Below are 15,192 nucleotides of genomic sequence, written 5' to 3'. Positions count from 1 at the left end.
CTCACGCCTTACTTTACCTTAGCCGACTTATCAGCATAAATCATTAAAATTTCAACCCTAAGTATTAGCCACTTTACAGCCGTTATTACGCTGATTTTTTTCTGCGAATATAGAGTTTTCTATTGAGCTTAGCGACAATTTCGCCTTGCGCATCTTTTACATACACCGGAATTTCAGGCAGGTATTTCTCGCCTTGCGCGGTCTGGGTCAAAATATCGGCAATCAAAGCATCGGTAATGAAAAATTCTGCGGTTACTGTGCCCTTGCCGGGTTTAATATAGTCGATGTCTGCTGACTTATCCCAAACGATATAATCTTTTCCCAATCGCGCCATTACCAATAACATGCAGAAGGGATCTGTCATTGCATATAACGAACCACCAAAATGTACACCAACCGCATTTTGGTTAAACATGTTTAATTTTAAACGCACTTTGGCTTGACGAAAATCCTCAGAAACATCTACAACACGAATGCCGGTAAATAGAAATGGTGGCCAGATATTTAGTAATAATTTCATTTGCCAAGCTTTTTTAAACATAGGTTTTCCTCAAAAGTGGTATAAAAACGTGAGTACTGATATCAAGGCTAAGGTTTATAACATCACACTCATCAGACCAGAAAAGTATTATGACGTTTTAAGCCAATAAAACCAACAAAACAGACAATCATTTACAACTAGCCCTTTCAACCAAGCTCATAACCCCCTATAATTTTCCCTATATTTAAAGCAGATGTAGAGACCAAAATTAATGCCTGAACAAAATGAAGAACTAAAAAGAGCTGGACTAAAAATTACTCTGCCGCGCATTAAAATTTTGGCCATTTTACAAAACCCCAATAACCAACACATCAGTGCTGAAGACGTATACAAACTTTTGCTTGAGCAAAATGAAGAAATTGGTTTGGCGACAGTATATCGCGTATTAAACCAATTTGATGATGCAGGTATTGTCACTCGTCATCATTTTGAAGGTGGTAAATCAGTATTTGAACTAAGTCATAAGAAACACCATGATCACTTAGTGTGCTTGAATTGCGGTAAAGTGATTGAATTTGAAGACGATGTAATCGAACAGCGCCAAGAAGACGTGGCAAAATTTCATAAAGTAAAATTGACCAATCACAGTTTATACTTGTATGGCGAATGTGAAGATGAAGTAGCGTGCGAGAAATATCGTAAAGCGCAGTCTTAAAGCGCAGACAAAATAACAAATAAAATGCCCTAGTGATTAAGTTAACTAGGGCTTTTTATTTTCAAGAAAAGCGGTATATATAATAATAACTCAATTTATCGATCACTTAGTGAGAATACACTGTCGTTAAACCGCTACTACCTAAGCTAACATCCAGCTAACGTAGCGCAGCTAAACGCTAATCAAACTCACCAACGCTCAATACTCCATTGCACCGCCATCAAGGCAATGAATAAAGAACCTATCGGCATCACACCTTTGCTATAGAGTTTGCTCTTGCGCAATAAAATTAATACCGGTAATAAAATAGCTAATATAGCTAACTGACCGATTTCAACGCCAAGATTAAAGGCTAATATACTCAGCAATTGTTGATCAGCAGGTAAACCTAACTCGCTTAATACGCCAGCAAATCCCATACCGTGTAACAAACCAAAAGCAAAGGTTAACCAAGCTAAACGTAGTACTAGAGGCCAAATATTATTCAGGGCAGCAAATAAAACGGATAAAGCAATGCCAAGCTCCACCCAACGACTACTTGGGTTTAACCAGCCTAAAGCGGTTGCGGTTAATGTCAGCGAATGGGCTAAAGTAAATGCGCTAATAATCCATACTGTATTAGTCAAAATAACGTTAACACTGGTAATAGCTTGCCACTGCTTGTTTTTACGTTCTAGTACCGCCGGCAACAATAGTGCTAACAAGAATAGAATATGATCAATGCCGATCCAAATATGAATAATGCCTTGATAGACAAACTGCTTAAAGGTGGTCTGCCAACTTCCCTCACGTAAATCTATCACTATTTGTCTGGTGTTATCATCCAAAACAAAGCTGTGCATATTGCTGCCATCACCAATGTTTAGCACCATTTCATGGCTACTATCTAAAGCAAATATCGCACTATATTTTATATTTAATGGCCCACTAATAGCACATTGCCCTGAAAAGTCAGTCACAGCAAAGGCTTCGTTAGCATGATCTTGTAATCGCTCTACAAGGTCAAAATGCAGGTTACATGTAAGCTTGTCACGATTTAGTAATAAATTTTCTGCTAAATAACTGGCGATCTCAGCTTGGCGACTTTTTACTTCTCCCCAGGTTAACTCACCGTTAGCATTGAGATCTAAACCCACAGCCAATTCCAAATCAGTTAAACTCAATTGCCATTCGCCATTAATGCGACCCGTGTCATCAATTTCGGCAATAATATAACTGGTGCTCAACTGATGAGCCGCCACAGTATTCGCTAATAAGAACGACAGTCCGATTAAGCCTATTTTTAACCACTGTTGCATATTTGATCTCACTACTGTTATGACTTAATGGGAATAATGTTGATGGCTTATGCCTGCGTTGCGCTTTTAGACGAATTTTGTTTTGCCATTGCGCGGTCAAGTAAACGTTTATCTGGGCCTAATTTAGCTTGTTGCCAGTTAATTTTTGCCCAGTGCAGCGCTTTAATAGCATCAGGTGCAATATCTAAATAATAACGGGCAATGTCGGCGGCATGGGCTGTGTCATTGCGCTGCAAGCGTATTTCAATGCGCTGGCTTAGTCGCTGTTGCCACACTTTTTTGTCTAAATTACTGGTTGAATTACTAGCTGAGCTACTGGCTAAATTTCTAGCTGAATTATCTGCTTGCTCTGCCAAAGCTAAACGCAGTAATAATGCATCATCAAAACTGTCACTGGCCAATACAATTGGCCCTAACTTATCTAATACAATGTGACCTTGTTGTTGCTCCAAATGAATATCAGCCCATAACGCCAAATAACTCACGGGCGCTTGTGCTAAAGGAAAATCTGACAAATGCTGAATTGCCTGCTCTGGTAACTGCTGGCGTTGGGCAAGATCAGCCAAAATTTGTTTAAGCCACACATGCTGTTCACGTGGAATGTTACCCGCCATATTAACCACGCGTTGTAGTTGCTGATAGCTCTGGGCAACTTGTCCTTGTTCAGCATTAACTTCCAGTACACAAGCTGTGCTTAGCAAAAGACTGCCCTGCCCCAACACTTGTAAACAAGCGCGTTTAGCCGCCACTAAATCACCTTGAACCATGTGAATATTGGCTTTCATTAACCAAGCGCCGACATGATCAGGCTGAAGATCAAGTATCTGAGAAAGCAGTTGTTGTGCCTGATCAAACTCATGATAGTGCTGCAATACCGTCGCTGAATAAAATTGTAACTCTAGATCATTAGGCGCCGCTAACAGTAAGGGCTTAAGTAATGCGCTGGTGCGGCCATAATAGCGACTGGCTAAACCTGGTTTACTCGCGTCACTGATCAGTTGCGCAATAAACACTTTTGGTTGTGCTGCGGGTTGAGGCACCGTCCAACTGGCAACGATACTTTGGTCTGATTGGGGTACATAACTTGCTGAATATCCAAGGTGTGCGCTAGTCATAAAAACCAAGGCTAAAAAGTAGCTGGTGTAACGTCGCAAATAAATTAGTATTGGCATATTATTATCCATAAAAGGGCGCCTTCCTTGGCGCAGTCAAGCTCGATGTTACTGTGGAAGCAAGTCGTCGTATGCCGTTGGATCCTCAACATCTTGAGTAAACGCACGACCATTTACGGCCAAAGGTTTATCATTAGATTGCTGATTAAAGGCTGCACGACTCGTGCTGTTAAAAGATACGGTCAGCGCTTCAATAGTAATGTTAACTGTACCAGTAACCGCGGTATTTACGCCGTCAGTTACCGAAAAAGTAAAGCTGTCACTACCGGTTACTTCGTTATTTGGCTGGTAAGTAAATCCACCGTTGCCGCTAACAGTAACCACACCTAACATTGCCTGTTGATCAAGGCTAAAGCTTAAAGCGTCGCCATCTGCGTCAGCTGCACTTAACATATCGGTGATCGGCGTTTCTGTTTGAGTAATCAAATCCACCGTTATGATAGTAGGTGCCGCATTGGCTGGCGCGCTTGGCGCTTGATAACCATCATTACAGCCGGCAAGTACCAGAGTGGTCGCTAAACTTAACGCTATCACCTTAAGTTTAGGTGCTGCGATAATAGGCGATGCTATGTTGCGTTTATTATATTGCATTAAAGTGCTCCTTATTCAGAACCGGGTAACGGCATAGCTAAATATGGGAAGCTAGTACCTGTCATAGATGCATCGCTAGGTGCGCCATCAGTAAAGGCGGCATTACCAACACTAGCATCTTCTGGCATACAAAAGCCTAAGTTGGTCGGCTCACCATTCACTGGAATGTCATGACATAAAGCACCCATGACTACACGAAGTGCAATATCAACTACGTCATCACCTGGACGACGACCGTTTGGAAAACCAGCTAAATCGTTTCCAGCTACGCCGAATGCAGATTGCTCACTAACTGGCTTGGCAGGAATACCGGTATTTAAGCGCAACATTTCAGACCCTGTAACGATTGATTGCTGGTTAACACCTGCAACACCAGTCAAAAATGCCGCGATTAAATCAGTTCGTGGAAAGTTTGTTGGTGCCAGTGTTTCTAACTCAGTGCCCAGTCTAGTGTTTACCGCATCTTTAAACAGAATATTCAGTAGCTCTGGTAATGTTGGGTGTGTGACATAATTGATAAACTGACCATCATTACTGGGATGTGAACTAGAAAACTTGTCTTTATCTGCTAAGCCGATAACCAACTCGTTGACTAACGGTGAACCCAAACGTGAAACCTGAGTCATTGCACCACCGTTCACTTCAGTGCTATCAAAACTCGCATTAGGATTCAAAATTCTTGCTTGCGGCAAACTTGCGCTAGTCCAGCTACCAATAACACCATTACCTTCGCCAATTAAACAAGCTGTTGGTACTTCAATAGCAATACTGGTGACGTTTTTATCAGCTAAATCATCATTCATTGATGACTGAGTAATACCGTCTGGAAAACCTTCTCCATCGCCATTACCACGAACACTGTCACCTTCAACAGGCACAAAGTTGACTAAATCGAATACCTTACCCAAATTAACAGTAAATGCATCTTTACGCTGACCAACGAACACTTTAGCTGGGACGTCACATCCAGGAATAGTTGCTGAGTAAACAAAGCTATCGGCGTAAGTTTTATACTCTGCGGCGCTGCCAAATGATTTAGTACCAATATAATCTAGTGGTTTGCGAAAACTTGTGCCACCTGTGTCCATATTAGTAACATCAACCGTAGTGCCGGTGCGCATCGGGCCTGAAGTCATTTTAACCGTGTATTTTTCAGAAAAATTTGCTGCCCCCTGATTATCCGCCGTGATCTTACCCACATTCTTAAGCGGTACACCAACAGATATTTGTTCACCTTCTGGACCTACCATCAAGGCAATACCCGCATTGTCATTGCCTAGCATCTGACTAAAATTAAAACTAAAAGTAATATCTTCAACGGCATCGCCATCGCTGTCGATATGTATGTCATAAGTCGCAGCAGGATCCATTGCGAAATAGTTAGGTCCACCATAGGCATCTTGTAAAGGAATATAATTCGCAATTAGGGTGACGTAATCGCCACGTCCTGCTTCGTAACTATTGAAGGAATAAAAATCTGTTGAATCTATTGTCGGCATGCGCGTTACATTAGGTGCTTCACGATGACTTGATGCTGTAACCGCTTGAGACAAGGTTGCACTCATAATTATCGAGGCAATAAGGGTTAATTTATATTTTTTCATGACGTTTCCTTTTTAATTTTATGATTATTAATCGTACTTTTTTTAGACTTCATATAATTAAACGTTTGAAATTAAGTATTGGATGCAAAAAAGTCATTTTTTTTAAATTAATTATTTTTCCAAGTGATTAATCAGCTTAAACACGCTAGATTAATCATCTTAAATACGCTAATAGGTCATATTTACCTACCCTATTAAAAGCGTGTCATAGCTTATATAGCGCTCTTATTTACCGCAGCATCACTATAGTTTTATACTTTTATACTTTTGTGCTGTTTTATTTATTATGTTGTTCATCCAACCTATACATATTAATTAACACAAGCTGATTTAAAGCTAGCTCTCAATGACACTATATACATTTGTGCTTTTATGATTAGGTGAGCTTTCAACTTATGCGGCTTACACAACTTGTACCAGCTAGTTAAACTTATGCTGTAATCCCGCTCAATATTTTTAATTTTTGACAATTTATACAGCACACTAATAACAGACTGCCAATGGGTAGATTTAATTCAGGGTAATAACAAAAAATTAAAAAAAAAGCGAAACTTGCGTTTCGCTTATCATCTTATTTAGCACAAATCATGCGCTAGGTGTAAAACTCATTAGCGCTGATTAATAAACTAAAGCGTAACCAATTTAGAGGTATATAGCACGGTAGTAGGTGAACCATTAGGCGAGCCACCTAGCGGCTCTAAACTCACCGCCAAAGCAGCAATTTCAATTTGATCAAACAACTGAGGTTTACTTAAGGTCAATTTACCCGTTTTAGGTAATAAGCCTAAAGAAATAGGCGCTGTGCCATCTGCTGGTACTATCCATAATTGATAATCCGCATTGGCCTGCGCCACTAAGGTTTTAGTCGCTTGAATATCAATAGTGTCTTTGCCAATTTCTAGTGCCCATAGCAGCTCAGTTTGTTCATTATTGACCAAAGCGAGTTGCTGAGCATCAGGTGCTGATATGGGTTCAACATTGACTAATAATACCGCTAGCACCAAGGCAGCCGCTGACGCTAAACCCGCGATGCTTTGCCAAACCTTTGGCTTGGCCTTGGTTATCGACACAATATTATTTTTTTCTGGTTCAGTAACAAACCCTAGCTGCTGTTCGATGCGCAGCCAAACTGAAGCATCAGGTGTCACGGGTGGAATTTTTTCTCCTAAGCCATTTAGCTGCTGCTCCCAAGTGTGGGTTGCCTCGCTGATCGGTGGATATTGCATCATTAATTTTTGAAAGCGCTGACGAGCAGGTCCGCGCAAGGTACCTAATACGTATTCTGCCGCTAGGGCATTTTTGAGGTTTTCAGATAAATAATTCATGAGGTTAAGCAACTTTGTAAACTCGTAAGACCGCGTCTTATCCAGCTTTTAACAGTACCCAAAGGATTATTTAGGTGTTTAACCACCTCCTGATGGGAGCAGCCATTGAAGTAGGCCAAATAAATAGCCTGACGTTGTTGAAGATCAAGTTTTTGTAAGCATTTGTCTAGTAACAGCTGCTCTATATCATGGTTTTTCTCGGGCGTATCTAGATCAACGCTGTCTGGCTCAATGAATTCATCTTCCTTTCTAATTTTGTTATAGCGCAAAATATCTAGCGCCCGATAACGTACTATGCTGATCATCCAAGTCAACACTGTGCCCTTGCCCACTCGATATTCTGATGCGTTATGCCAAATACGCACATAAGCCTCTTGCAAAGCTTCTTCAGCTAATTCTTTACGAGCTAACATTTTTAAGCTAACCGCATAAAGTTGTTTACTAGTGGTTTGGTAAAGTGCTGAAAACGCCTTTTTATCGCCTTGAGCTATAGCGCCAAGTAAGGCTAGGTGCTGTTCATGTTCCATTATTTATTGCTCTTTTTCTGAAGGAATAATTTACTGACAAGCAAAGATAGTATACTAACTGATGATGATTTACCTACAACTCCATTTAGCCTCAACCGAGAAATTCCTTTTAAAACAAGCTAAAAACTCCCGATTTAAAAATAAATAAACCCGATTAAATAGGGCTATTACATAAGGCTATTATCTGGCTAAATTTATGACAAAACTGTTCAGTATTCACCAACAATTATTGCACGAGTAACTGTTGATATTAAATTGAACATCAGTAAGTCGCTTTAGCAGAGGGCTTGATGGGTAAGTGCTAGGTAGGTAGGTTCATCATAATAAATAGCTTATTAAATCTCACACACTCAACAGTTTTATCGTTACATAGAGCAGTGCTAAGCTGATAAAAATGAAAACGATTGCGGCCAATTTAAATATACTTTTTGCTAGCCAATGTTTCATCCGGGCAAACCAACCTTTGGGCATATCGTCAATATTTGGCGTATTAACTAATAAACCTAATATCGCACTTAATAACAAGCTCCATGTGGCTAATAACAAACTCGGTACACCATAGCTATTTTGCTCAGCAATCGAGCCATTAAGAAATAAAATCACAATAAACACCAGGCAGGCAACAAAGGCAAAATTTAATAATGGCTTGATAATAAACAAACGCTGCGCCAACTTTTTAACTGTCATACTTTATGCCTCTTTAACTTAGTTTTAATGTCACTTTAATAAAATTTCACTTAACTTTCTTGTCACCTTCATATCACGTTCATGCCACATTCATATTAGATTCATGTGATTAACCACACAGTCATAACCTAGTGTGATTATCTCGACAGCTTAACGTTTTTGCCCGCAGACTCAAACCACTAGTTTTATTATTAACCATAATTATCAGCTCTTTTTCTGGACCTAAAGTAGCATTTTACAACTTGGTTTTATAAGCCATGCTGCTAAGCTGAAATGATTTTATTGGCCTCTTAATTGTAAGCTTTGATTTTTGATTTTTGATTTTTTACTATGGAGGAAATTTAACATGACTAAATATTTATCGATGTTTATCATCATTGCCATCAGCTTGTTAAGTGCTAGCAGCCTAGCTAAGCCAACGGCATTAATTGGATTTGGCCTTAATCCTGGTGAGCTAAGCGCCAGTTATTTTCAAGGCGCTAAAGACAATAAAAACCTTATTGTTTTGTTACACGGTTGTGCTCAACAAGGGCAAGTGCTCGCACAGCAAAGTGGCTTAATGGCTTTAGCAGACAAAAAACAATTTTCGCTACTTATTCCACAGCAAAGCCAAGACAATAATATTCAAGGCTGCTTCAATTGGTTTTCTTCACAAGATATAGAGCAAAACCAAGGTGAAAGCCTGTCAATAAAAAACATGATCACGAGCGTTAATGCTGAACATCATTTTAACAAAATTTATATTATAGGATTGTCAGCCGGTGGTGCGATGGCAAGTTCGATGTTAGTTAATTACCCACAGCTATTTACTGCCGGTGCCATTATTGCTGGCATACCCTACCCTTGCGCCCATAATTTAACCACGGCTATTGCCTGCATGCGCAGCGGCCCCTCACAAAACCCTGAGCAATTAACCCAATTAGTGCATCAAATAAATAGCTCAGCAGACCATTGGCCTACGCTGTCAATTTGGACCGGCTCTCAAGACATAATTGTTAACCCAAAAAATTCACAACAACTTGCTATCCATTGGGCCGAGTTAACTCAGTCGTCAAAAAATCCCATTATCTCAAAGCACCTGGGCTATAAAATTAGCCAATGGCAAGGGCAGAACAAGCAAGTGAATGTCGAACTCATTGAGATTGAAAATATGGGCCATGGCATTGCGGTAGCGCCACAGAAAATTGATGGCGGCAGTGAAGCACCGTTTGTCATTAACACCTCTATTAGCACCGTATTGCACTTACTCGAAGCTTGGGAGATATAAATTATTAGCTATTTCGCTAAAACCACGCTATAGCAATAAATAAAATTATATTTAACAGCTTTAATTACAGTCACTTAAAAACGAATACTGACGACATACTACTATAGTACAAATTGTCTTCTGGCAAATTTACTATAAAGTTTTAAGCACACTAATGAAGAAATAAAAACCGCGCAAATTAGCGATTGATTAGATTTAAAACACAGGGAAATATTATGAAGCATTACAACCTAAGGCTAAGTGTTTTGGCCATCACCATTTCAGCCGCACTGACCAGTCAAAGCATCTTGGCCGCAGAAGCGAATGAACAGCTAAACAATGATCCAACATTGGAGCGGATTGAAGTCACCGCTCGAAAATCATTGGAAAGTTTACAATCTGTACCTGTCGCAATCACTTCTATTGGCGCTGAACAATTAGCACAAAATGGCATTAGTGTGATGACAGAAGTTCAACAGTTCTCACCGAATACGACTTTACAGGCCAGTCGTGGTACTAACTCAACCTTAACGGCTTTTATTCGTGGTGTTGGTCAAGATGATCCACTTTGGGGCTATGAACCTGGTGTCGGCATTTATATTGATGATGTTTATATTGCCCGTCCACAGGGAGCCGTATTAGATATTCTTGATGTTGAACGTATTGAAGTATTACGAGGTCCTCAAGGTAGTTTATATGGTAAAAATACCATTGGTGGTGCGATTAAATATGTCACTAAAAAAATGTCTGGCGATGTAGAACTTGATCTTACAGGAACCTTTGGTACTTACGATCGTAAAGATTATAAAGTTGCGGGTAAAATTCCAGTAATAGCTGATAAATTATATGTTGGCTTTGCTTTGGCTGACCTAAAAAGAGGTGGTTATGGGGAGTTTTTACAATCTGCCTTACCGGGTCAAAGCTTAGAGAACTATAATAAAGATATTTTTGCTGGTCGACTTACCATTGAGTTCGAACCGACAGAGGATTTATTCTTACGTTTTAATTACGATAAAACCTCCGACGACTCAAATGCAAAAGGCGGTTATCGTTTACTGCCAAGCATAGTGACTGATGCGCCAGTACCCAATAGTGTTTATGATTCTTACACCAGTATGCCTACGTGGAATAGTGTTGAGTCAGAAGGCTTTAGCCTAACAGCTGAATATATGATCAATGATACTTGGTCGGTTAAATCAATCACCTCAAGCCGTGATAATTATTCAAAAACAAATATTGATTTTGATAATACCGCCGAACGTATTTTCGATGTACCCGCCATTTATGATGATGAACAATTTACGCAAGAATTTCAGCTAAACTATAACTCAGATAATTTAAACTTTGTCTCTGGTCTGTACTACTTTGATGGTGAGTCATGTGGCCAGTTCGATGCTATTTTAGAGAGTTTTGGCAAGTCTTTGGCTTTACCTGGGCTAACTCGAGAAGTAACGGGTTGTAATAACAGTGAAAGCTATGCTGTTTATGCTCAAGGTTCGTACAGTATTACCGATAAATTCTCCATGACCTTAGGTGCGCGTTATACCAAAGAAGAAAAAATAGCTAACGTTAGTAATGGTGTGGTATTTGAAACAGTTTATCCAGAAAGTGGCTGGGTACCCGGTTATGAACGTGGTAATGTTCAATTCCCTGAAGTGCTTAATGATAAAGAAGATTGGTCGCGCTTTACCCCGCGTGTAGGCGCAGAGTATCAATACTCAGACGACATGATGTTTTTTGCCAGTTATTCACAAGGCTTTAAATCAGGCACTTTTAATCCAAGAGCCAGTGGTCCAGAGCCAGCGGTAGATCCAGAAGTGGTAGATTCATTTGAAGTTGGCCTGAAAAGTGAGTGGAATAATAATTTAAGGGTTAATGCGACAGCCTTCTATCTTGATCATAAAGACCGACAATTTGTTACGGTATTACCCACAGCAGACAACAGTGCATTGAGTCAACGTTTAGGTAATATAGGTACCTCGACGGCATCAGGTTTAGAATTAGAAATTGAATATGCCGCCACAGATAATTTAAATATTTTTGCCAGTTTAGGCTTGATTGACTCATCTTTTGACGAAGTAACATCATTTGACAATGACGGTAACCAGATAGATATTAGCGATAGCTTCACTATTACTAATACGCCTGAAACTACCGCTAACCTTGGTTTTGCTTATAATATCGACACATCGGTTGGTAGTTTTGTTGTTAATAGTAACTACTATTACCGTAGTGAGTATGACTTAAACGTTACCGAAAACCTATTAACTCAAGACGGCTATGGTCTACTTAACTTTGGCGTTAATTGGTATAGCAATGACGGTGACTGGACTGCAGCACTGCATTGGAAAAATATTACCGACGAAGAATACTTAGTCGGTAACTACGCCTTCTTAGGCGCACAAAATAATGATGGCAGTTATCAACCTGGTTTAGGTGGAGATACGACACTGATTGGTTATTACGGGGATCCTGAAACCCTTGCATTGACCATAGGTTATAGTTTCTAAAAATCATGCTATTTTCAACGCATAGCAAGCGCTGGTTTTTACTGGCGCTTTTTTTAATAAGAAAAAATTAAGCCGTCTGTTAAATTAGTTCCCGCTGAGGGAATAAAGCGAATAGACTTGATAATACGCCCATTATTTTCAGTGTATTGGGCGACCTCCTAGTGTTGTCATCATATAAAAGGCTGCTGTAATGAATCAAGCAAAAGTAATTATCGCCGACGATCACCCCTTGTTTCGCACCGCATTAAAACAAGCCATAGTCGAATGTATTGAGGATCACGAAAGCTTAGAAGTAGACAACTTTGACGATCTACTCAAAGCGGTTACCCTTAACAACAGCTTAGAAATCGTTTTTCTAGATTTACATATGCCAGGTAATGATGGTTTTACCGGCTTAACCCAACTGCAAAACCATTTTCCCGATATTGTCGTAATCATGGTCTCGTCAGACGACAATTCTGAAACTATGCAAAAAGCAATTAACTTTGGCGCAGCGGCATTTATTCCTAAATCAGCTGATTTAGCCACCATAGCACAAGCCATTGATAGCGTTTTAGCCGGGGGGATTTGGTTACCAAAAAATATCGAATTTAATGCCGACCAAAAAATAGATTTAGCGCACCAGAAACTGGCCAAACAATTAAGCCAACTCACCCCTCAGCAATACATAGTATTAACCCAAATAGCCGATGGTCAGTTAAATAAGCAAATTGCCTATGATCTCGACATCAAAGAAACTACGGTTAAAAAGCATGTTTCAGCGATATTATTAAAATTAGAAGTAAACAACCGCACATTAGCGGGCTTAGCCTATCAGCAACTCATGCTAAGCCCTTCACAGCATTTGAATGTGTCTTAATCTCCCTAAAACAACGGCAAAGCTTATAAAACCATCCCGTTTAACAACAAAGTTTTTCTCAAAATTTTCATGCTTTTTGGGTGATAGTTACTGGTTTAAATCTCTAGCGGTGCTAATGTTAATCTAGATAAAACAGACAGCATAAGGAAATAATAACACCTGCCACTTGGCTGTAAATTGAACGAGTTTACACTCATATTGTAGCGGGTGAGCCAAAGTTGAAGTTTAGCAAATTTTATTAGTTACTTAGCGCAAGATAAGCGCTTCAATAAATTCACTGTTAAAAGGATAATGACATGAAAGTAAAATATACAGCGGTAGCCTTACTTATCACCATCTTAAGTGGTTGTGCTACACAAACACTAATGTCTGAGCAGGAACTGTTAGTACAACACCCGACATTGGCTCAGGCTAAAACCAGCATTGAGGCCGCCGAGCGTGAAAACTTAGCACTCTACTCGCCCGTACAATTGAAAAATGCCAAAAATATTTATCAAAACGCACTTGAACAAGCTCAAAATAGTAGCCCAAAAGTAAATGATAGTGCCAGCGAAGTTATAGCACGTATTGAAACGGCGAAGAAACAAGCCGTAAAAGCAAAATATGTTTTTGAGGAGGTTTTCAATGCCCGAGACCGAGCGATAAATGTCAATGCTAGCTCAGCTGCGCCCGCTGCTTTTAAAAAAGCTGAATCAGAACTGGCAAAAGTATTAGCCTTACTTGAAGTTGGAGAGGATGAAAAAGCCACACGCGATATCAATGCCTTGCGCAATCAATATTTAGACATAGAGCTAAATTCATTAAAGCGTAATATGCTCAGTGTTGCTGAACAAGCGCTAACTAACGCCAAGAAAAATGATGTAGCTGATATAGCACCAAGCACTATGGCGATGGCAGAAGATGAATACCGTCTTGCTTTAGCGACAATAGAAGCCGATCGGACTGATACTCAAAAAGCCAACGTGCATTCTAACCGAGCAATATGGTTGGTACAAAAGGCTAAGGGCATAGTCAATATTGAAACGGCCTTTAAAAATGCCAATTTTGATGCAGAACAAAGAATTCTTTGGTATCAAGATCAACTGAGCCAAGTCGTTAAATCTATTGATACTGATGTTGGCTTCAACCGGCCAAACAAAGAAGTGGTGAATAATCTAAGTGCAGCAGTAGCAAACGTTGTTGAAGAGCGTAAAATCTTGTTAACGGGGATGGAATCTGCTGAAACAAAACAAACTCAGTTAGCAAAAGATAAAGCAGAAGCTAAGATGGAATATGAGCAGGCACAGGCGCAAAAAAGAGCGGATGATGAAAGATTCTCTAGAGTACAGTCAATGTATAGCCCTGAAGAGGCCAATGTATATCGTCAGTTAAACAATGTACTTATTCGCGCCCAAGGCTTTGCGTTTAAATCAGGTAGTAGTGAAATAGAGTCGAGTAATTTTGTTTTACTGAATAAGATTATTGAAGCCATTAAGAATTTCCCTGGTGCTAACATTATGGTTTCAGGACATACCGATAACCTTGGTAGCGAGGAGTTGAATATGGCGCTGTCGCAAGCACGCGCCCAAACTGTTGCTAATTTCATTACCCAAGTGGGCCTTATTCCCGAAGATAAAGTAGATTCTAGTGGCTTTGGTAAAAACAAACCTGTGGCATCAAATGAAACCCCGGAAGGTCGCGCTGAAAACAGACGAGTAGAGATATTAATCATTAATGATTAATATTAATTAGACCCGCGATAAAAGCCTGCTTAATACTATTAAGCAGGCTTTTCTTATTTGAACACTGATTATTTAAACGCTAGTTATTCGAACGCTAGTTATTTGAATAATCATAGTTACCTAAAAATCATAATAACCTCAAAATAATAGTTACCTAAAAACATAACATCTAAAATAAATAGTTAATTGAAATAGTTTTTGTGACTGAGTTCATCTTTCAACGCATGCAGAAATATGCCCTTAAAACAAAGTACAGCAAGATGATTAATCTTGAGGCGAACTAACTTTGCCCTTTTCTTTTTAGTACCAAATATACGCTAGGCAATAGCAGTAATGCCGATCATTTAAGCTAAAACAGATCGGTTGAACGATCATCTAGACCCTGTATAAAGGCTTCTAAGTTTACTTAGAAGCCTTTATTTTTATGCAAGTATCACAAGCCCTAGACATTATTAA

At 39.6% G+C, this 15,192-nt stretch carries 13 protein-coding genes; 5 read left to right on the top strand and 8 right to left on the bottom strand.

Features of this window, described 5'->3' with window-relative positions:
• Positions 1 to 85: 85 nt before the first annotated feature.
• A complete protein-coding gene (locus H4J59_RS08385; RefSeq protein WP_182238486.1) occupies positions 86 to 541 on the bottom strand; it encodes a DUF4442 domain-containing protein in 456 nt (151 codons plus the stop codon).
• 211 nt (positions 542 to 752) lie between these two features.
• On the opposite strand from H4J59_RS08385, the gene fur reads away from it, so the two are divergent.
• The gene (fur, locus tag H4J59_RS08380) at positions 753 to 1,196 is read left to right on the top strand and encodes a ferric iron uptake transcriptional regulator (RefSeq protein WP_182238484.1); all 444 of its coding nucleotides are present in this window, start codon (positions 753 to 755) and stop codon (positions 1,194 to 1,196) included.
• 188 nt (positions 1,197 to 1,384) lie between these two features.
• Here the strand turns inward: fur and H4J59_RS08375 are convergent, their stop codons facing one another.
• The 7 genes from H4J59_RS08375 to H4J59_RS08345 form a co-directional block, all read right to left on the bottom strand.
• Entirely contained in the window at positions 1,385 to 2,494 is a 1,110-nt protein-coding gene (locus tag H4J59_RS08375; RefSeq protein WP_182238482.1) for a HupE/UreJ family protein, read from the bottom strand.
• A 47-nt stretch (positions 2,495 to 2,541) separates the two neighbouring features.
• On the bottom strand, positions 2,542 to 3,678 hold the full coding sequence (locus H4J59_RS08370) for a lipopolysaccharide assembly protein LapB (RefSeq protein WP_220469769.1): 1,137 nt from the start codon (positions 3,676 to 3,678) through the stop codon (positions 2,542 to 2,544).
• 36 nt (positions 3,679 to 3,714) lie between these two features.
• On the bottom strand, positions 3,715 to 4,257 hold the full coding sequence (locus H4J59_RS08365) for an Ig-like domain-containing protein (RefSeq protein ID WP_182238478.1): 543 nt from the start codon (positions 4,255 to 4,257) through the stop codon (positions 3,715 to 3,717).
• Positions 4,258 to 4,268: 11 nt separating this feature from the next.
• The gene (locus tag H4J59_RS08360) at positions 4,269 to 5,822 is read right to left on the bottom strand and encodes a DUF4331 domain-containing protein (protein ID WP_404852013.1); all 1,554 of its coding nucleotides are present in this window, start codon (positions 5,820 to 5,822) and stop codon (positions 4,269 to 4,271) included.
• Between the two features lie 665 nt (positions 5,823 to 6,487).
• Complete coding sequence (locus H4J59_RS08355) at positions 6,488 to 7,186, bottom strand: anti-sigma factor domain-containing protein (protein ID WP_182238474.1); 699 nt, start codon at positions 7,184 to 7,186, stop codon at positions 6,488 to 6,490.
• Positions 7,183 to 7,713, bottom strand: coding sequence for an RNA polymerase sigma factor (locus H4J59_RS08350; protein WP_182238472.1), 531 nt, complete (start codon positions 7,711 to 7,713; stop codon positions 7,183 to 7,185). Before H4J59_RS08350 ends, H4J59_RS08355 begins: the two co-directional genes overlap by 4 nt.
• A gap of 342 nt (positions 7,714 to 8,055) precedes the next feature.
• Positions 8,056 to 8,400: a hypothetical protein gene (locus H4J59_RS08345; RefSeq protein ID WP_182185276.1), complete on the bottom strand. Its 345-nt coding sequence runs from the start codon at positions 8,398 to 8,400 to the stop codon at positions 8,056 to 8,058.
• 346 nt (positions 8,401 to 8,746) lie between these two features.
• Here H4J59_RS08345 and H4J59_RS08340 point away from each other — a divergent pair, with 346 nt between their 5' ends.
• The 4 genes from H4J59_RS08340 (at position 8,747) to H4J59_RS08325 (ending at position 14,736) form a co-directional block, all read left to right on the top strand.
• Entirely contained in the window at positions 8,747 to 9,667 is a 921-nt protein-coding gene (locus H4J59_RS08340; RefSeq protein ID WP_182238471.1) for a PHB depolymerase family esterase, read from the top strand.
• Positions 9,668 to 9,882: 215 nt separating this feature from the next.
• Complete coding sequence (locus H4J59_RS08335) at positions 9,883 to 12,156, top strand: TonB-dependent receptor (protein ID WP_182238469.1); 2,274 nt, start codon at positions 9,883 to 9,885, stop codon at positions 12,154 to 12,156.
• A gap of 190 nt (positions 12,157 to 12,346) precedes the next feature.
• Positions 12,347 to 13,015: a response regulator transcription factor gene (locus tag H4J59_RS08330; protein ID WP_182238467.1), complete on the top strand. Its 669-nt coding sequence runs from the start codon at positions 12,347 to 12,349 to the stop codon at positions 13,013 to 13,015.
• Between the two features lie 296 nt (positions 13,016 to 13,311).
• Positions 13,312 to 14,736, top strand: a complete 1,425-nt coding sequence (locus tag H4J59_RS08325) for an OmpA family protein (RefSeq protein WP_182238465.1) — start codon at positions 13,312 to 13,314, stop codon at positions 14,734 to 14,736.
• Positions 14,737 to 15,192 lie beyond the last annotated feature (456 nt).

It is taken from the genome of Colwellia sp. MB02u-10 (assembly GCF_014077185.1).
In the GTDB taxonomy this organism is placed as follows: domain Bacteria; phylum Pseudomonadota; class Gammaproteobacteria; order Enterobacterales; family Alteromonadaceae; genus Cognaticolwellia.
This window is presented reverse-complemented; position numbering and strand designations above follow the sequence as displayed.